We start from the raw sequence: 19,054 nt of genomic DNA on the forward strand, positions 1-19,054 counted from the left end.
AAGCATATGAGCACGAACAAACGTGCATGGAATCGTGCAGTCGTTAATCAGGCCTTGAAAGAGGCAGTTATTAAATTAAATCCGAAGACGATGATACAAAATCCCATTATGTTTGTCGTTGAGGTCGGTTTCTTGGTTACCCTGTTCCTTGTCTTCATGCCAACTGCGTTTGGCAATACCGTTTCTTTCGGCTTCAATATTGCTGTTGCGCTTATTTTATTGTTTACGCTGCTGTTTGCAAACTTTGCTGAAGCCTTGGCAGAAGGCCGGGGCAAAGCGCAAGCCGATTCTTTGAAGAAGACGAAGCAGGAGATTACGGCTAATAGGCTGGTTGGTCTTGATGTTGTCAAAGTTCCTTCAACAGATCTTCGCAAGGGCGATATTGTGGTGGTATCGCAAGGGGAAATGATCCCTGGAGACGGCGAAGTGATCAAGGGGCTTGCCTCTGTAGATGAATCTGCAATTACGGGAGAATCGGCACCTGTGCTTAAGGAAGCGGGCGGTGACTTCAGCTCGGTAACAGGCGGTACGCGCGTCATCAGCGACCAGATTGAAGTGAGAATCACAAGTGATCCCGGCGAATCGTTTTTGGACCGCATGATTTCCTTGGTTGAAGGAGCGAAGCGCCAAAAGACGCCCAATGAGATCGCGCTGAACACCGTGCTTGTGAGCTTGACCCTCATCTTTTTGGTTGTCGTGGTGACCCTGCCATTTTTCGCAGATTATCTGAATATTCAATTGGAAGTGCCTGTGCTGATTGCCTTGCTGGTATGCTTGATCCCTACGACGATAGGCGGATTGCTGTCTGCGATCGGGATTGCAGGGATGGACCGGGTCACGCAATTCAACGTACTCGCCATGTCTGGGAAAGCTGTTGAAGCTTCTGGGGATATCAATACCATTATCTTGGATAAAACGGGTACGATTACTTACGGGAACCGGATGGCGAGCGATTTCATTGCGGTAGGCACACATACTTCGCAAGAGGTCGGATACTGGGCAGCGTTGAGCTCAGTGCAAGACGATACGCCAGAAGGCCGCTCGGTTCTTGAATTAATGAAGAAGCTGAATTACTCCTATGAGCCGGCGGTCATTCGAGATGGAACCTTTATGGAGTTTAAGGCGGAAACGAGAATGAGCGGCGTTGACCTGCAGGACGGGCGCAAGATTCGTAAAGGCGCAGTGGATGCTGTGAAGCAGTGGGTTCTATCCCAAGGCGGTGAAATCCCGGCTAACCTTGATCCTAACAGCGATGCTATTGCTTCAGCAGGAGGAACGCCGCTCGCGGTTGCAGTGGATCATACGATTTATGGCTTGATTTATTTGAAGGATACCGTGAAGCCGGGCATGCGCGAGCGCTTCGATCAGATGCGCAAGATGGGGATCAAGACCATTATGTGTACAGGGGATAATCCCCTTACGGCCGCAACGATTGCGAAGGAAGCGGGGGTCGATGACTTTATTGCGGAGAGCAAGCCAGAGGACAAGATTGCAGTCATCCGCCGCGAGCAGGCGGAAGGCAAGCTCGTTGCCATGACAGGCGATGGTACGAACGATGCGCCCGCACTTGCGCAGGCAGACGTGGGCATTGCGATGAACAGCGGCACGATTGCAGCGAAGGAAGCGGCTAATATGATTGATTTGGACTCTGACCCCTCGAAGATCATTGAAGTCGTCTCCATCGGCAAGCAGCTGCTCATGACCCGTGGGGCCTTAACGACCTTTAGCATCGCGAATGATATTGCCAAGTACTTTGCCATTATCCCCGCGATGTTCATGCTGGCCATTCCGGAGCTTGAAGCGCTCAATATTATGAAGCTGCACTCTCCGATGTCCGCGATATTATCGGCATTAATTTTTAATGCCGTTATTATTCCAATTCTGATCCCGCTTGCGATGAAAGGGGTCGCTTATAAGCCGATGAGCTCTTCGCAGCTTCTGCGGCGGAACCTGCTGGTTTACGGGCTTGGTGGCATCATTGTTCCTTTTGCCGGCATCAAATTAATTGATCTTTTCGTCCAATTCTGGGCCTAATACGAGGTGACATGCAATGAAGATCATAACGATAACTTTACGAGTGAGCATCGTGTTTATGCTGCTGTGCGGAGTGCTGTACAACTTGGCCGTAACAGGCGTCTCGCAAGCCGTCATGCCCTTTCAGGCGAACGGCAGCCTGATCAAGAATGAGCAGGGCGAGCTGGTAGGCTCCAAGCTCATTGGGCAAGCCTTCACAGATCCGGGATACTTTCATGGCCGGATCTCAAGCATTGAATACAACGGTGCAGGCTCTGGTTCCCCGAACTATGCGCCATCCAACCCTGATATGCTGTCACGGGTAAAAGAATCCATGGAGCAATGGAAGGCGGAGAATCCACAGGTACCTGTTGAAGAGGTGCCGATGGATCTGCTGGCAAACTCGGGCTCAGGGCTTGATCCTCATATCAGCCCTGAAAGCGCACGTGTGCAGATTCCTCGCATTGAGAAGGAGACGGGGATTGCAGCTAGTGAGCTGTCGCACATGATTGAACGCCACACCGAAGGCCGAGAGTTCGGGGTCTTAGGCGAGCCAAGAGTAAATGTGCTGGAGCTGAATCTAGAGCTGCAACAGGCGAGAGCACAATCGTAACTGGCAGTAGTAAAAATGGAAGGATTGACCCTTATGAATGCTTGTGCACTCACTAGGGTCTTTCCCCATTTTGGTGAAGAAAAGGAGGGCGTGTGATGGACCCGTTCAAGCGCAAAACCCCCGAGGAGATTCTAAGCTCCATTCACAAGCTTCAGCAGGGGAGGCTGAAGATCTATATTGGAGCGGTCAGCGGCTCGGGGAAGACCTATCATATGCTTCGCGAGGGGCAGGCTTTGCAGGAGCAGGGCATTGATGTGGTGATTTGCGCGGTCTCTACGAAGCAGCGGCCGGAGACGATGGAGCAGCTGGCAGGACTTGAACGTGTACCGAGCCTTCATTGGCATCGCCATGGGGTGGAGCAGAAGGATTTGAACCTTGAAGCGCTGCTCTTACGCAATCCAGAGGTGGTGCTTGTCGATGGCCTTGCTCATCGGAATCGCCCCCGTGCGGAGCATAAGACAAGGCTCGAAGATATCAAGCTGCTCCTTGCTCGTGGAATCAGTGTGATCACAACGGTAAACGTCTATGAGCTGGAAGGGGTAACAGAAGCAGCCAAGAAGCTTGCGGGCATCTCTGTAAAAGAAACGGTTCCAGATGATACTCTAGCGCTGGCCGATGAAGTTCAATTGGTCGACGTGACCCCGGAAACGCTGCTGCAGCGCCTATCCGATGGTCATCTTCGCAATCACACAGAGCTGCATCACTTTAAGCACGGCAATCTCAGCATCCTGCGCGAGCTTGCGCTTCGGCTTGTTGCAGAAGGAGTCAATGAATCCTTGGAGAAGTACCGGGAGGAGTTGGGACTCATTGGCCCCTCCGGGGCAGCAGAACGCATCCTTGTATCCACACAATATCACTGGAATGGTTCTATTTATGTACGACGAGGCCAGCAGGTGGCAAGACGCCTGAATGGCGACCTTATGGTCGTGGTGTTCACGAAGGCGCATAAGAAGCTGACGAAGGAGCAGCAGGTGTTCAAGCAATCAATGAAGAAGCTTGTGTCCAAGGTGGGCGGGACTTTAGAGGAGCTGTCCATCGTTTCGCGAAGGGAGCTGTCCTGGAGATTGGTTCATTATGCGCTGTCCCACAACGTTACTCGCATCGTGCTGGGGCATTCCAAGCAGACACGGTGGCAGGAGCTGTGGCAGGGATCGCTAGTGTACGAGATTCTAAGGAAAATGAAAAATATCGATGTTTTTATTATGGCGGACCGAGCGGCTCAAGAAGGAGAGCGCATCCTTCCTGCACGTGTCGCTGGCAAGGAAACGCCGCTGCAAGAAGCAAAGGGCAAGGCTTACCATCGGCTAAGCTCCCATGAGGTTGATGAGAAGATTGGGAGAATCAAGCGCGGCACCTTTAAAGTGTACATTGGGGCGGCACCAGGCGTTGGCAAGACGTACACGATGCTGAGAGAAGGCAATATGCTGCTGAAGAAGGGGGTGCGGGTGGAGATTGGCCTGCTTGAGACCCATGGCAGAAAAGAGACCGCGAAGCAGGTTGGGAATCTGCCGATCATCCCTAAACAGCAGATTCGCTATCAAGCGCGGGTTCTAGAGGAGATGGATACGGAAGCGATTATCGCTTCTAATCCGGATGTTGTGCTTGTTGACGAACTGGCCCATACCAATATGCCGGGGTCAAAGCATAAAAAACGGTACGAAGACGTAATCGAGCTGCTGGATGCGGGCATCTCGATTATTGCGACTGTAAATGTACAGCATCTAGAGAGCTTGAATGATGCAGTGGAGCAGATGACCGGCGTACGGGTTAGAGAGACGATTCCCGACTTTATTCTTCGGCTTGCCGACGAAGTGGAATTGATCGATGTTACGCCAGAAGCGCTTCGCCAACGGATGCGCGAGGGCCAAATATATGCGATGGAGAAGGTGAATCAGGCGCTGAATCATTTTTTTACCTCGGGCAATCTTATTGCACTGCGAGAACTTGCCTTGCGCGAGCTCGCGGATGATGTGGATGAACGGCTTGAAGCTTGGGAACAGCGCTCATCCCTTCGAGGACCTTGGCGGAGGAAGGAAGTGATCTTTGTCTGTGTGGATACGAGCGAGCAGGCGGAGCGATTGATTCGACGTGGCTTCCGTATTGCTCATCGCTTGAAGGCAGAATGGATCGTGCTGCATGTGCTAGATTCTTCTTCGCATCATGCAGCTATGGCTTCGGAGTATCGGAAGAAGCTTGAGGCGCTTGAGAGCCTGACGGTTAGGCTTGGAGGCCGCTTCGAACAAGTCTCCCTTGAGCCTAATCGGCATGTTGCCGAGAAGCTGATCTTGATGGCCAAGGAGGCCGAGGCGACACAGCTCGTAATCGGGCAGTCCAAGTGCTCGATCTGGGAGCGGCTTCGACGCGGCTCAATCATGAAGACGATACTCCGGGAAGCGAGACATATGGATGTGCTTGTCGTATCCCGCTATGATCCTCATGTGAAGCTGGAGCCGAGCTCCTAAACCTATTGCATGATGCTGGGCAGCTTAGAATTTGATAATGAGAAGCCTATACGGCACAATAGTATGCGACATCAGCAGCCAGCATAACGTCATTCGAACAAGTATGAGGGCTGTTTCTTCCTATTGTTGCTGATTGATGGGCCAAAAGAATATCGGATACAGGACACAGGAAAAGAAGGAATCTTTCTTCGCTATGGAGAAAAAGGAGAGCGACGGCTACTCCATTTCTTCAGGGGTGAACAATCCTTTTGGTTATGACATACATCCTGCTAATCATCCCATACTGGAAGAACGCGATATAGGAGTGATAGCGATGTTTCCGACATTCTTTTTCGTAGGCATCATTTCGGTGCTGGTCTCTTTTCTACTTTCTTTTCTAATTGGGGTATATGGGCTTTATGATCACTTTATCGGCAATCCTTACTACGGGGCCATCATTTATTATGCTTATTTTTCGATACCCGCCTTAGTCGTGTTCGTATTAAGTATGGCTAAGCGGATCAGGGCGTTGCCTATTCGATCCTTAGTCATCTGCTCGATAACTACAGGGTTAGGCTACTTGGTATGTTCTCTAGTGGTGAATATCCTGTACAGAGATCTTGTTAGCTTCGTTCCGCTTGATATGAGCAAGTTTCCGCTTCGACATGGACTATTATTATTGATTGGGCCTCATGGTGTACGGGCAGGGGAGATCCTGCTCGTGAGTGTGATGCTGATGCTGTCTATCTTTTTGGTTGGAAAGGTACGGCGCAGCAGAGGTGTCTCTGGGGATGCCGTGGAAGAAGGCTAGCGCCTAAGAACGGGGTCGAATATCTTGGTATAAAAATGCGGTCTCCGATTGACTTAGACGTCTCGGAGACTTTTTCTATAGTGGGGCCCATTCCTGCGAATGAGCCTAAACGATTGGGTAGATGAACAAGAGACAAGAGTCATCTCAACGGATGCCGTCAATGCCTCCCCATACCTATTAGATGAGGGTAAGCAGTAGAACATTCTTGTCATAGTTGTCCAAGCACCATTGATGCTTCTTCGCAACGGCAGTATGAATGGACGTGAGGGTGCTGCTAGCTGGTTTGAACCCGAACTTTTCATAAAAAGGCAGCAGCTCTTCAAAGGGGAGACAGTATACTTGCTGCAGCTGACGGTCTCTTGCTGTTTGAACCAAATGCTCGACAAGCTGATGCGCAAGGGCTAGGCCTCTGAATTCCTCCAGGATGTAGATGCCGCCCATTTCCGCTTCGTCCTCGCTTACATACACCAATCTCCCCACCCCTGCGAATTGATCGTTGTAGGTGACAATGGCGATGTGCTCGTGATCATAATGGCTGGGCACGAATCCTGCTTGTTCGTACTGCTCGTTCACCCATGGCATGTCCTGTTTGTCAGCGATATAAATTCCCATGGCACACTCCTCCTGATTAAAGCAATTTCGATTCCAATTTAAATTCGTTAACTCTATTAAATATGAAAAAGAGGGGACCAGTTCCCAAGGGAACCAATCCTCCTCTATCATCATAGCACGGATTAAAAGTGTATAAAAAGGGATGATTACTTAGCAGCAACGGGTGCAGTCGTGTTCGCGAGAGGCTGCGACATTTGATAGGTTTTGTAGCCGCCAGTCAGGTTCTTCACCTTGAAGCCATGCTGCTTCAGAATACGCGAAGCCGTGTATCCGCGAAGCCCCACTTGGCAATACACCCATACTTCTTGTTCTAGGGTGAGCTCCTGCATACGATCGCGAAGCTCATCCACTGGGATGTTGACCGAGCCCTCGATGTTGCCTTTGCTGTGCTCAAGCGGCGTGCGCACATCCACGAGCTGAATGTCTTGCAGAGACTTGCCTTCCAAGTCAGCAGGAACAAATACTTCTGTCAATCCTGTCAGTATGTTCTCCGCCGAGTAGCCAGCCATATTCACTGGATCTTTGGCTGAGGAATACGGCGGTGCATAGGACAGCTCCAACTCAGTTAGATCTGTGACTGTGCCGCGAAGACGGATAACGGTCGCGATGTCATCGATGCGTTTGTCCACGCCATCTACACCGACAGCTTGTGCACCGAGCACCGTGCCTTCGTCATTGAAGAGCAGCTTCAATGACATGGGATTCGCGCCTGGATAATAGGTCGCGTGAGAGCTCGGATGGATGTTCACCGCATGATAATGCAGGCCAAGGCGCTTTAGCGTCTTCTCATTATTGCCTGTCGCAGCTCCAGTCAGACCGAACACTTTAATGATCGATGTGCCCTGCGAGCCTTTGTACGTTGTGCCAAGGCCGCATACGTTATCAGCAGCAATGCGTCCTTGCTTGTTGGCAGGACCGGCCAGCGGAATGGCTGTTTTCTGACCATTTACAAAATCAACTACCTCAACCGCATCGCCTACGGCATATATATCTTGGAGGCTGGTCTTCATCTGCTCATCCACGAGGATATGACCGCGCGGGCCAAAGCTCAATCCGCTTTCCTTCAAGAAGGAGACGTCCGGAGTGACGCCAATCGCCATCAGCACCATCTCTGCCTCAAGCGCATGGCCGCTAGCCAATTGCACCTTCACTTGGCTGCCATCCTGCTCGAAGCCCTGCACCATATCGGACAAAATGACGTTTACGCCATGGCTTTGCAGCTCCTTCGTCAAGACCGCAGCCATCTCTGCATCAAATGGAGCCAGAATTTGCGGGCCTGCTTCGACCAAGGTTACGTCAAGCCCAAGCTCCTTAAGATTCTCCGCCATCTCTACCCCGATAAAACCACCGCCAATAACCACGACGGAGCGGGTACCTTCTTCGGATACTTTGGCTTTGACCTTATCCGTGTCATGAACATTGCGAAGCGTATGAATGCTAGGGCTGTCGATGCCTGGCAGAGACGGGCGAATCGGCTTCGCGCCTGGTGAGAGAATAAGAGCATCATAGCTTTCCTCATAGGTGCCTTTGTCTTTGCTGTTTACCGTTACGATCTTGCGCGCGGGTTCAATCGACACGACTTCGCTGTGCACACGAACGTCAATATTGAAGCGGCTCTTCATGGCCTCTGGTGTTTGCACGAGCAGCTTCTGGCGCTCTTGAATGGAGCCTCCAATGTAATAAGGCAGCCCGCAGTTCGCAAAAGAAATATATTCATCTCGCTCGAACATGATAATCTCTGCCTTCTCATCCAAACGGCGCAAACGAGCTGCTGCCGAGGCGCCTCCTGCTACTCCGCCTACGATCAATACCTTTTTACTCATGAATTATGCCTCCTCTAATAATAGTTCAATCAGCTTCTTAATCTTCTCATCCTTAACGGAATAAAAGTTCTCAAGTCCTTGCCGATCCGTCTCCACAATTCCCAGAGTGCGAAGCTTCTGAAGATGCTGAGATACCGTGGATTGGGGGATGTTCAGACAGTCCTGCATATAAGTGACGTTGCACTTTCCCTGCTGGAGCAATCCTCTGACAATACACAGCCTCACAGGGTGAGCTAATGCCTTCAGAATCTCGGCGGCTTCGTTGTATGCTTTAAAATTATTATCCATAAACTTTGTGCGCCTCTCTTTACAACATCGTTATATCGTAATATTATGATATTACAATCAAAAAATCAAGCCTTGATTCTAAGGCCTTATATTTAAGGAGGAATTCATGATGACAACTATTCAAGTAACAGACGCTACCTTTAACAAAGATGTTTTGCAATCTGAGCAGCCCGTGCTGGTCGATTTCTGGGCACCATGGTGCGGACCTTGCCGCTTATTGTCTCCAGAGCTCGAGAAGCTGGCGAAGGAGCTATCAGGCAAAGTGAAGATTGCCAAGATCAATGTGGATCAGGATAAGAAAATGGCAGCGAAGTATCAGGTAAGAGGGATTCCGCATATGAAGCTATTCCATAAAGGAAAGGACATTGCCACTTCCGTTGGATACAAGCCAGCTGCAGAGTTGAAAAAATGGATTGATCAGCAATTGTAAGCCGATTAGAAGAGACCGCAAACAAGGAGAAGATGATGAATGAGTACACAAGCATGGCCAGAATGGACACCAGAAAAAGTAGCCGAGAAGCTGAAGCAAGGAGAGAAGCTCACCATTATTGATGTGCGCGAGCCAGATGAATGGTTTCTTGGCCATATTCCACAGGCGAAGCACATTCCTTTGCAGCAGATTCCAGCTCGAGCAGCGGAATTGGACCCCAATGTAGAGCTGATCATGGTTTGCCGCAGCGGAGGCAGAAGCCAGATGGCTTGTGAATACCTTCATAGTATGGGCTACAAAGTCATAAATATGCCTGGCGGCATGTCGGAATGGCCTGGCGAGAAGGCGTTTGGAGAATAAGTGGTTGAGACTTTGAACACCTCATATCAGATTCTGGTATCAAGTTATCGGATGGAACTCGCTAATATGAAGTAAAGGAGCTTATCACAGCATGGATTATACGAACGTTTTTATCGTCGTACTCCTACTTGTCGCAGCATGGTTTTTTTATAAAAAGTTCGCCGGTGTCAAAGGGCTGACCGAGCTAAGCAGCGAAGCTTTCGCGGAACAGCTGAAAGCAGTGAAGCCTTCCATGCTCATTGATGTTCGCGAGCCCCATGAATTCAAGAATGGGCATATTACGGGCGCGACGAATATTCCTTTGTCCCAGCTAGGAAGTAGATTGGATCAGATTCCACAGGAGAAGACGCTGTTTCTCTACTGTCAGAGCGGGATGCGAAGCAAGCAGGCTGCAACTAAGCTGATCCGGGAAGGACATACGCAGGTGGCGCATCTGCGTGGCGGCTTTATGTCCTGGAAGGGGAAGCGTACACGCTAAGGCGAGATGCAGCAAAGCAGCAGGGAAAGTCTCAAGCGATAGAGCAGCGTGTGCATGAAGCAAAGAAGAGTCTTTCATCCAAGAGAGATGAAGGCTCTTTTTTTGCTATATCAAAAATAAAAATAATCCTGTTTCGTTGTTCAAATATTTGTAAAAACCATCGTGCAGTTAAAGCTTTAAAGCTGTGATAATATTGGTTTCAAGGAAATAATTTCATGTTATTTCTCATTTTTTCTATTCTCAAGTTCCACTTCACTCGATTAGCATGCAAGTGACCTAAGGGGGATGGCTATGCTGTTCAAGACCACAGCAAGAGATGTGCACCACACCATTCAAGCAACAGATGTGAATGCTACAATGCTTCATCGCGACATGTTGAATGTGCTCCAGATTCGACAGGAAGATCTGACTTATTTACGCCAACTCGAGCCTTTGATTGCTGCTCATGGGGGAACAATCATTCAGCGCCATCTTGAAATGAGCGCGTGGATGGATGCAAGCAGCATTTCACCCGAGGAATTGATAATAGGTGAGCAGTGGGAAGCGTTGATAAGAGAATACATATTCTCCTTGCCGAAGCTAGAATGGAACGAACAGGATATGTCTATTAGAAATCGGATTGCGAAGCTGTATATTCAACGGGATTTGACGCCCGAAAGGTTTATCGGTATCACTACCCGGATCTATGAAATCATCTTTCCACTTGTAATCCAGAAATACCCGAGCAAAGCTTCATCCATTCTGATTGCGCTCCATCGAGTGCTGACGGTGGATGCAGAGTGGATTCGCGACGTGTATCAACGGGAGCATGATTTTCGGTATATGGAAATGAATAGTGAATCTTTAGAACAAATCATTAAGCTCGACAAGGTGATGCCGCTGCTTGCCGCTGTGGATCGGGCGATGCACGAGACCTCGAATGTAAGCGCTGCATCGGAAGAGCTGTCTGCATCCATTGAGGAGATTGCAGAGCATACAATGGATGCAGCGGATAAGAGCGAGACACTGGTGCGCGAGACGGCTCATGGCCAAGCGATTATTCGTCATTCCCTGGATGGCTTCTTTGAGGTAGCCCGTCAGTTTGATGAGACGAAAGATTCATTCGATGCACTTCATGGCGCTATTGAAGAGGTGTTCTCAATTGCTCAGGTCATTCATCAGGTAGCCGATCAGACTCACCTATTGTCCCTAAATGCAGCGATCGAAGCCGCAAGAGCTGGAGAAGAGGGGCTGGGCTTCGCTGTTGTAGCAGGAGAAGTGCGCAAGCTATCGGAGCAGACGAAGGCATCGGCAGAGCACATTACGCGTATTATTCAAGAGCTGAGAGCCACGGCACAAGAAGTAGGCGGCAAGTCGCAGGAGATGGCGCTGAACATTCATAAGCAGGCTGAAGAGACTCAAGGGGCGATTACTTGCCTGGAGGAGATTACTGAAAAGGTTCAGCATATTGGCCAAGCTGCAGGGAATATTGCTGCTATAGTGGAAGAGCAGTCTGCGGCCACAGAAGAGATACATTCCAGGATGCATGAGGTTGTGGGCCAGATTGAGACGATTCAGCAGCATGCGAGAGATACCGGACAAGCCATTTATGAGATGAGCGCTAAAGTGAATGAGTTGAGGCAAGAAGCACTGCGCACCGATGAAGGAAAGCTGACGGATGCTCAGATGATTCGTGTGATGGAGACCGATCATTTATTGTGGCGCTGGTGGGTATACAACAGTTTATTGGGTTATCACGAGATGGCCGCACAGCAGATCGGGGATCATAAAAGGTGCCGATTGGGCATCTGGATGGAGCGGAGCAAAGGACGACAGGAACTGGGCTCACATGCTGCCTTCCGTGCGCTTGAAATACCGCATAAGAAAATTCATCAGCTTGCCGCTCAAGCGGCAACACAGGTGGAAGCGAAGCAGTATAAGGAGGCTGCTGCTATGCTGCCACTCATTGAAGAGGCATCAGAAGAGGTGCTTTCGCATTTGCATGAATTATCGAGCAATTTGCGTTAACAGCGTACAAAGACTGCCTGTCAGCATGGTCCAAAGATCTGATAAACAGGCAATGAAATTAACGTATAACAAGCCTTTGTCACTTCTCACACGTTGAGGAGCAAAGGCTTTTTGTTATGGAATTCTAAAAGAGGAGCAGCTAGAACGGAATAGATTGAAATGTCATGGGATGATTGCTTAAAGACATTTATCATTGACTAAATGACATATATATATTGCAAAATGCACGATATATCATTATAATCAAAATCACATAGAAGAATTAACCATGAGGGTGGCGTGTGATATGAAATGGTTTAAACGAAAAGCAGTTCAAGACGAACGCATCGTGAATTTGAAAAATCAGATTGCGAAGGAAGCCTGGGTGCTGGTGATGATCATCTGCAGCATCTCGGTCATTGTGAAGTCGTTCTTTTTTGCCGAGGGGCAGCCGGTTTATACAGAGCTCATTATTCTTATAGTAAATGGAATCTATTACTCGATCAGAAGTGTCAGAACAGGGGTGTATGCTGACGAGGTGGAGGTACACGATCAGACACATCGCTTCTCCATGACGAAGAAGCAAATGATGATCGGCCTTGCTTCTGGATTGTTTCTTGCTTTTTTCTTTGGCTTTCGCAGTGCGTATCATTTTGGAGATGGAAGCGGGACGCTTGAGGTGGAGTATTTCTTTGTCGTCTTTCTCGCAAGCTTAATGATGTACATTCCTTTCTTTGTGATTGTGACAGCCGTTAGTCATCTTGCAATGAACAACCTTAGCAAGCGCCGTTCCAACAGCGATCTTGAGGATAGCGATCTCATTGAATAGAGACGAGAAAGGTACAGCAAAATGAAAAATTTGAGGATGAAAATGGCTCGCGTGGAGAAGGATCTGTCTCAGGATGAGCTGGCGCGAATCGTGGGGGTATCGCGGCAGACGATAGGCCTGATTGAGCTTGGCAAGTACAATCCTTCTCTAAGTCTTTGTGTCGCGATTTGCAAAGCACTAGGACGAACACTGGATGATCTGTTCTGGGAAGAGTAGTTTTGTAGAACAGCAGGAGATGTGGAGGTTTGAAGGAGTAATGGGATAGAGAAGCAGCAGGAAAGAGGACATTAATCGTTAAGGGGATGAATGAGTGATGGGGAAGATGAATAAACGTAAGCTTGCAGGGATCATTGCAGCGGCAGTACTGGGTGTACAACTGTTTGCAAGTACAGCTCCGGTATATGCGGCTGAGCTGAATCAGATGGGCGAGGCTGTGTCGAAGGTAGCGCGAACAACGAAGGAGGCGCTGGCGGATTGGGAAGCATGGACGAGGGATCATGCGTATCGTTTGGATACGATTAAGCCTGTCGAAGGTAAGATTAACAAAGAAAGCTTCAAGGATCTTGCGATGCTGAAGCCGCTATTGCATGACAAGCGCATCGTATTTCTCGGGGAGAGCTCTCATGGGGTTGCGGAGTTCAACCAGGCTAAGACGAGACTGATTCAATACCTTCACGAGGAAATGGGCTACAATGTGCTTGCCTTTGAGAGCGGGCTTAGCAATGCTTCACTTGCATATGGACAGATCGGTTCTCAGAGCGCCGAGCAGACGATGAAGGATTCGATCTTCGGCGTATGGTGGAGCAAGGAGATTCTTCCCTTGTTTGACTATTTGAAGGTTACGCAGGATAGTGAGAAGCCGCTTATGCTGACTGGCTTTGATATGCAGTTTCAATATCCGCTGATGGATGGCAGGTGGCTTAAGGATGAGAAGCTCGCGGAGCGCTTGAAGCAAGCAGAAGAGAAGCTTGCTGATTATGCTGGAGGAACTGAGCTTGAGGCGTATCAAAAAGAAAAAAACCGCCTAATTGGCGTTTACAAGGGAGTGCTGCGTGCACTTCAAGCGAAGGAACGCGAAGAACCTATTGAAGCTTTATATCCTTCTAATCCTAAGCTTGTTAAGCAGCTGGAGCGAAGCTTGCAGGATCGCATTCGCGTGGCAGACGAGTATGTCGAGCTCTCGATTAAGGCTAATCGCAGCTATGCAGAAGAGGATTACACCGCTTATGCTGAGACTTTCCTAGAGTCGATGGAATGGCGCGATCAAGCGATGCTAGACAACTTGCTCTGGCTTGCAACTGAGGTGTACCCGAACGAGAAATTTATCGTATGGGCACATAATGATCATATCCGCAAGGCGCACAGCGAAGTGATGGGCTCGCCGTATCCTGTAAAGCTGATGGGAGAACGTCTTCCGGAGGAGTGGAAAAAGTACAGCTATGTGCTAGGCTTGTATCCAGTCAGCGGCAAGACGTCCGATAACTCGGGTGCTGTGCATGATGTGCTTCCATTAGAGGAGGGCTCGATAGAGTCCATCGTATCCCAAGCAAGCCGCTCGCCATATACCTTTATTGACCTGAAGTACCGCAGTAATGAACGCGGCAATTCGTGGATGTTTGAGCCGCGGTATGCATACAGCTGGGGCATGATTCCGGAGAGCTTTGTAGCCCGTGATCAGTATGATGGGCTGCTGCTCATCGATGATGTGCATCCGCCGCAATATATCCGTGGCAGCAAATAAGCTGTATCCGGATAAGAGGATGATCGGGCTCCTATAAATCGTCTATCTGGATTTCATTTAGGAAGCTGGTTTAGTTACAAGCCGTTACGTTGTTAAAAATTAAAGCAGATCGCGAACCTGACAACCAGGAGGCGGTCTGCTTTTTTGTTTTTTGAAGGAGTTGAGCTGGAAGGGATCATAAATAGAAACTATAATATACATAATTAACCAATTAAGAAGTGCGGCAATAATCATTCTCTTGCATGTGCTTCACTCGCAATACCTTAATACTGGGGGCTGGACATTAATGAAGATATCCAAGAGGACAGGCTTGATTATAGCAGGCATACTGATTCAAGCGCTTGGCGTGCTTTATTTTGCAGATTTTATCTCTTTTGAATGGGGAAGGATGCTCCATCTTGCTGGTACGGTTGTTCTCATTTACGGTATCCTGTACCCAAAGCGCAAAGCGCAGGAGAAATGAAGGCATGGTGACCTTGGAGTCGCTCGCAGACCCATTCAAATTTTTAGCGGATAACAAGATTTGGGTTTTTATTTGTGCCAGCCATGACAGGTTAGACATATGTAAAATTTGAATATAAACGATTCTATCACTACATCTTGTGTTATAATTACAATTCTGGTCCAGGAAGAATCATACATATGCTAACCTTCCTAAGTTTAACCGAAGAAAGAGTGGTCAGCCTTGCAAGTGTTAAAGAGGTTTTTCTCGTATTATAAGCCTTACAAAGGTCTCTTTATTCTCGATTTCACCTGTGCTGTTATTGCAGGATTGCTGGAGCTTGCATTCCCTGTTGCGATCAGCCGATTCATCGATGAATTGCTGCCAACGGGCAATTGGAAGTGGATCGTCCTTGCTTGTATTGGACTGCTAGCCATTTATGCGCTGAATACAGTCTTGAATTATATTGTCACATACTGGGGACATATGCTCGGCATCAATATTGAGACGGATATGCGCAGAAAGCTGTTCTCGCATCTCCAGAAGCTGTCGTTTCGTTTCTTCGATAATCAGAAGACCGGTCACCTGATCGGCAGAATCACAAACGACCTGAACAATATTGGCGAGATGGCGCACCATGGCCCAGAGGATATTTTTATTGCGGTAATGACGCTCATCGGCTCCTTTGCGTTAATGGCGTCCATTAACTTGGAGCTTGCCCTGATTACCTTTATTATTGTGCCGCTGATGGCTGCTGTGGTCATCTTCTTTGGCGGTCGAATGACGAAGGCCTACAGACGCTTATTTGGCGAAGTGGGCAATTTCAACGCTCGCATCGAGGACAATATCGGCGGTATTCGTGTTGTTCAATCGTTTGCGAACGAGAAGCACGAGGAGAAGCTGTTTGCCGTAGACAATCAGAACTACCGCAAGACGATGCTGCTTGCCTATAAGACGATGGCGAAGAGCATCTCGATCAGCTATATGATGATGCGCTTAATCACGATCTTCGTCATGGTGTGCGGCGCGTGGTTCTACATTGATGGAAAATTGGAGCTAGGGGAGTTCATGGCATTTATATTGCTGTCGAACATCTTCTTCCGCCCAATTGAGAAGATCAATGCTGTCATCGAAAGCTATCCAAAAGGAATTGCGGGCTTCAATCGCTACATTGAAGTCATGGATACGGATCCCGAGATTCAGGATGCACCGGGCGCCATTGAAGTTGATCATGTGCAAGGCAATATTCACTTTGATCACATCTCGTTTGGCTATGAGGAAGGTCGTCCAATCTTAAGCGAGGTGAACCTGAACATTCGCGCAGGGGAAACGATTGCCTTTGTCGGTCCGTCCGGAGCCGGCAAGACGACCATCTGCAGCCTGCTGCCCCGTTTTTATGATGTGAATGAAGGGCGCATCACGGTGGATGGCATCGATATTCGAGACATGAAGCTGGAATCGCTGCGCAAGCATATCGGGATTGTGCAGCAGGATGTGTTCCTCTTCTCTGGCACGATCCGAGAAAATATCGCTTACGGCGATCTTGATGCCACCGATGCACAGATCTGGGAGGCGGCGAGAAGAGCCTCGCTTGCCGAGCATATCGAGAAGCTGCCAGAAGGCATGGACACGGTGATTGGCGAACGCGGCGTGAAGCTGTCCGGTGGACAGAAGCAGCGCATGTCCATTGCCCGGATGTTCTTGAAGAATCCTCCGATTCTGATTCTTGATGAGGCGACCTCTGCGCTTGATACGGCGACCGAAGCGGCGATCCAAGAATCGCTAGCTGAATTGTCTGTTGGCCGTACAACTCTTGTTATTGCCCATCGCTTATCGACCATTCGGAATGCAGATCGCATCATTGTAATGAATGAGGAAGGCATTGCGGAGCAGGGCAAACATGATGAGCTTGTCGCGCAAGGCGGCGTCTACAGCCGCTTGAATGCGATGCAGCCAGTGTGATCGCCTGATGAAGGACTGATGGGGAGCTCGTACCATTTTAAGGTTTTGATGATCAAAAAGTTATCGATCCTATCGTTTTAGCTGATGACTATCAAAAAGGTCACCTCAATAAATATGAACATATGTTAATATAAAGTCATTCTACCAAATGCTGAATGAAGGAGAGGATTTTGCTTGATCGGAAGAAGTGGCAATCCTACACTAAGCGATAAAGTATTTGAGAAGCACCAATCCTATAACGAAGAACGGATGACGATTGGCGGAACGGTCAACAAATCATTTATGACCCTGGCACTGCTGCTGGCAGGTGCTTCGGTATCATGGTCGATGTATTTCCAAGGCTATGATGTGCTGAAGTATGCGCTAGGCGGAGCTGTCCTGGCATTTGTATTGGCTCTGGTTGTCAGCTTCAAGCCAACGTCTGCGCCATATCTGGTGCCTGTCTACGCTGTGCTTGAGGGTGTATTTCTAGGCTCATTATCTGCGACCTATGAATCTGCATTTAATGGTATCACGCTTCAAGCTGCATTGATCACAATCAGCATCTTTTTAGGGCTCCTGCTCGCTTACAAAACAGGATTGATCAAAGCGACAGAGAACTTCAAGCTTGGTGTCTTTGCAGCTACAGCAGGCATTGCGCTCGTTTATCTATTCAGCTTTATTTTAGGCTTTTTTGGCATTACCGTTCCTTATCTTCATAGCAATGATCTGATTGGAATTGGAATTTCTGTTTTTATCGTGATTATAGCGGCACTTAATCTAGTGCTTGATTTTGACTTCATCGAGAACGGAGCACAGCAGGGCGCGCCAAAGTACATGGAGTGGTACGGCGCATTTGGCCTGACCGTGACCTTGGTATGGCTGTATCTTGAGGTGCTGCGTCTGCTTGCCAAGCTGGCGAGCCGCGACTAGAATCATTGCGCTATCGCTTGAATCATACAAAGGGGCATCCATTGAAGGATGTCCCTTTTACTTCTTCCTGAAGGTGAAACGAAGATACAGCGCAGCTATGATGGCGCCGATGGTTCCGCATATCATATCCAGCATCGTGTCTGTTAAGCTGCCATTCTGGGAGTTGAGGCCAAAGAGATGGTCGACGGTAAACTCATAAATTTCCCATACGCCGGCCATGGCGATCGCAAACCAGAGGGAGAACCAGATACCCAGCTTATGGGCTGGCATGCCAGGGCTCTCGTGAGACTTTATAAGCCGTGAATAGAGATACATGCCGACAAATGCAAGAATAACACCTGACAGCAGATGCTCGATTTTATCTAAATAGGGAATAAAGCCATACATGCTGAACATATTGGCCACCATCATCGTAAGGGCGATAAAGAGCAGGATAGAAAAACGAAGAGCCGCCGGCAGCTCGCTCTTGGTCCATATGATCAGTCCTCGAAGCAAAAGGAGTGTAACCACAATAAGCACCGCTTGAAAGCACTTGCCGACATTGCCTTTTACTGCAAATACGATGAATGATATTACACAGATGATGTAGAGCAATAGCTCAATTCCATCATTCCAGCGCTGTTTCGTAGTTGTTTGTGTCATACATGCTCCTTCATGTCAGCGCTCGCCGTAATGGCGACTTAGCGGTCGCAAGTCGCGATCATCGATAGGCGGGACGCATGGTGATGCAAGCTCATAGTTGTAGTATAGACACATCTGAATGGAATGTTACCCTGCTTGATCGAGCAGTTCCTTCGCAACGAGCTCTAATACGTAGGTTTCCCGCTCTATGGATAATCCCATGGATGCCTCTTTGGCGTTCATGACTTGGCGGTTATGGGCAATCGCTTGCTGAAGATCGACCCACACTGCGGACATTCCATTAGAGGTCTCGTAATCTTCCATCTGAGCATCGCCAAGCTCTCTATCAATCTCACAAATATAAAAATAGGAGAGCATATGAATAACATCATATTCCGGTTTATAGTGAGGGCGATACTCATCAATATATCCGTATTCGCTTATGACGTTAATATTTCTTGCACCCGTTTCTTCTGTCAGTTCCCGCTTTAGACCTTCCATCACTTCTTCATCAGGATCAATGCCTCCGCCAGGGAAGCTGTAATCATTGTAGCGCTTGGTGTAGAGGAGCAGAATTTGAGAGCCATCCAGTACGATGGCGCGTGCCGCCTTCCGTTCGTAGACACGGCTGTATGTTTGAGGTGTAGCGGGATGGATCCATTTACTTAAAAGTCTCATCGTATCTCCTTCTT

General features: G+C 48.7%; 18 protein-coding genes and 1 pseudogene. 14 read left to right on the forward strand and 5 right to left on the reverse strand.

The window, feature by feature from the left end; genetic code table 11:
- Positions 1-6 precede the first annotated feature (6 nt).
- From kdpB to B9Y93_RS15545, 4 genes are all read left to right on the forward strand, one after another.
- Positions 7-2,034, forward strand: a complete 2,028-nt coding sequence (kdpB, locus tag B9Y93_RS15530; protein ID WP_085495670.1) for a potassium-transporting ATPase subunit KdpB — start codon at positions 7-9, stop codon at positions 2,032-2,034.
- A gap of 16 nt (positions 2,035-2,050) precedes the next feature.
- Positions 2,051-2,626: a potassium-transporting ATPase subunit KdpC gene (gene kdpC / locus B9Y93_RS15535; RefSeq protein ID WP_085495671.1), complete on the forward strand. Its 576-nt coding sequence runs from the start codon at positions 2,051-2,053 to the stop codon at positions 2,624-2,626.
- Between the two features lie 95 nt (positions 2,627-2,721).
- Positions 2,722-5,088, forward strand: coding sequence for a universal stress protein (locus B9Y93_RS15540; RefSeq protein ID WP_085495673.1), 2,367 nt, complete (start codon positions 2,722-2,724; stop codon positions 5,086-5,088).
- 313 nt (positions 5,089-5,401) lie between these two features.
- Positions 5,402-5,878, forward strand: a complete 477-nt coding sequence (locus B9Y93_RS15545) for a hypothetical protein (protein WP_139829180.1) — start codon at positions 5,402-5,404, stop codon at positions 5,876-5,878.
- A 177-nt stretch (positions 5,879-6,055) separates the two neighbouring features.
- On the opposite strand, the gene B9Y93_RS15550 is transcribed toward B9Y93_RS15545, so the two are convergent.
- The 3 genes and pseudogenes from B9Y93_RS15550 to B9Y93_RS15560 all read right to left on the reverse strand — a co-directional run bounded on the left by B9Y93_RS15550 (position 6,056) and on the right by B9Y93_RS15560 (position 8,601).
- Entirely contained in the window at positions 6,056-6,490 is a 435-nt protein-coding gene (locus B9Y93_RS15550; RefSeq protein ID WP_085495676.1) for a GNAT family N-acetyltransferase, read from the reverse strand.
- Positions 6,491-6,651: 161 nt separating this feature from the next.
- A pseudogene (locus B9Y93_RS15555) lies at positions 6,652-8,313 on the reverse strand (FAD-dependent oxidoreductase); the annotation flags it as partial.
- A gap of 3 nt (positions 8,314-8,316) precedes the next feature.
- Complete coding sequence (locus tag B9Y93_RS15560) at positions 8,317-8,601, reverse strand: ArsR/SmtB family transcription factor (protein WP_085495680.1); 285 nt, start codon at positions 8,599-8,601, stop codon at positions 8,317-8,319.
- A gap of 106 nt (positions 8,602-8,707) precedes the next feature.
- On the opposite strand from B9Y93_RS15560, the gene trxA reads away from it, so the two are divergent.
- The 10 genes from trxA (at position 8,708) to B9Y93_RS15605 (ending at position 17,741) form a co-directional block, all read left to right on the forward strand.
- A complete protein-coding gene (gene trxA, locus B9Y93_RS15565; RefSeq protein WP_240968065.1) occupies positions 8,708-9,031 on the forward strand; it encodes a thioredoxin in 324 nt (107 codons plus the stop codon).
- A 39-nt stretch (positions 9,032-9,070) separates the two neighbouring features.
- Complete coding sequence (locus B9Y93_RS15570) at positions 9,071-9,391, forward strand: rhodanese-like domain-containing protein (protein ID WP_085495684.1); 321 nt, start codon at positions 9,071-9,073, stop codon at positions 9,389-9,391.
- Positions 9,392-9,482: 91 nt separating this feature from the next.
- Positions 9,483-9,869 (forward strand): rhodanese-like domain-containing protein, encoded by a 387-nt coding sequence (locus B9Y93_RS15575; protein WP_085495686.1) that lies wholly within the window; start codon positions 9,483-9,485, stop codon positions 9,867-9,869.
- 291 nt (positions 9,870-10,160) lie between these two features.
- Positions 10,161-11,876, forward strand: coding sequence for a methyl-accepting chemotaxis protein (locus B9Y93_RS15580; RefSeq protein WP_176228944.1), 1,716 nt, complete (start codon positions 10,161-10,163; stop codon positions 11,874-11,876).
- A gap of 286 nt (positions 11,877-12,162) precedes the next feature.
- Positions 12,163-12,684, forward strand: a complete 522-nt coding sequence (locus B9Y93_RS15585) for a DUF6773 family protein (RefSeq protein WP_097676160.1) — start codon at positions 12,163-12,165, stop codon at positions 12,682-12,684.
- Between the two features lie 21 nt (positions 12,685-12,705).
- Entirely contained in the window at positions 12,706-12,900 is a 195-nt protein-coding gene (locus tag B9Y93_RS15590; protein ID WP_085495693.1) for a helix-turn-helix transcriptional regulator, read from the forward strand.
- 97 nt (positions 12,901-12,997) lie between these two features.
- Positions 12,998-14,425, forward strand: coding sequence for an erythromycin esterase family protein (locus B9Y93_RS15595; RefSeq protein ID WP_085495695.1), 1,428 nt, complete (start codon positions 12,998-13,000; stop codon positions 14,423-14,425).
- A 286-nt stretch (positions 14,426-14,711) separates the two neighbouring features.
- On the forward strand, positions 14,712-14,888 hold the full coding sequence (locus B9Y93_RS24595) for a hypothetical protein (RefSeq protein ID WP_176228945.1): 177 nt from the start codon (positions 14,712-14,714) through the stop codon (positions 14,886-14,888).
- A gap of 228 nt (positions 14,889-15,116) precedes the next feature.
- Positions 15,117-16,829: an ABC transporter ATP-binding protein gene (locus B9Y93_RS15600; protein ID WP_085496101.1), complete on the forward strand. Its 1,713-nt coding sequence runs from the start codon at positions 15,117-15,119 to the stop codon at positions 16,827-16,829.
- Positions 16,830-17,003: 174 nt separating this feature from the next.
- Entirely contained in the window at positions 17,004-17,741 is a 738-nt protein-coding gene (locus tag B9Y93_RS15605; RefSeq protein ID WP_085495697.1) for a Bax inhibitor-1/YccA family protein, read from the forward strand.
- 57 nt (positions 17,742-17,798) lie between these two features.
- Here B9Y93_RS15605 and B9Y93_RS15610 read toward each other — a convergent pair whose 3' ends face one another.
- A complete protein-coding gene (locus B9Y93_RS15610; protein WP_085495698.1) occupies positions 17,799-18,383 on the reverse strand; it encodes a DUF2238 domain-containing protein in 585 nt (194 codons plus the stop codon).
- 126 nt (positions 18,384-18,509) lie between these two features.
- On the reverse strand, positions 18,510-19,040 hold the full coding sequence (locus tag B9Y93_RS15615) for an NUDIX domain-containing protein (protein ID WP_085495700.1): 531 nt from the start codon (positions 19,038-19,040) through the stop codon (positions 18,510-18,512).
- Positions 19,041-19,054: the final 14 nt, after the last annotated feature.

Origin of the sequence: Paenibacillus aquistagni, assembly GCF_900177815.1 — a bacterium.
GTDB lineage: Bacteria > Bacillota > Bacilli > Paenibacillales > Paenibacillaceae > Paenibacillus_B > Paenibacillus_B aquistagni.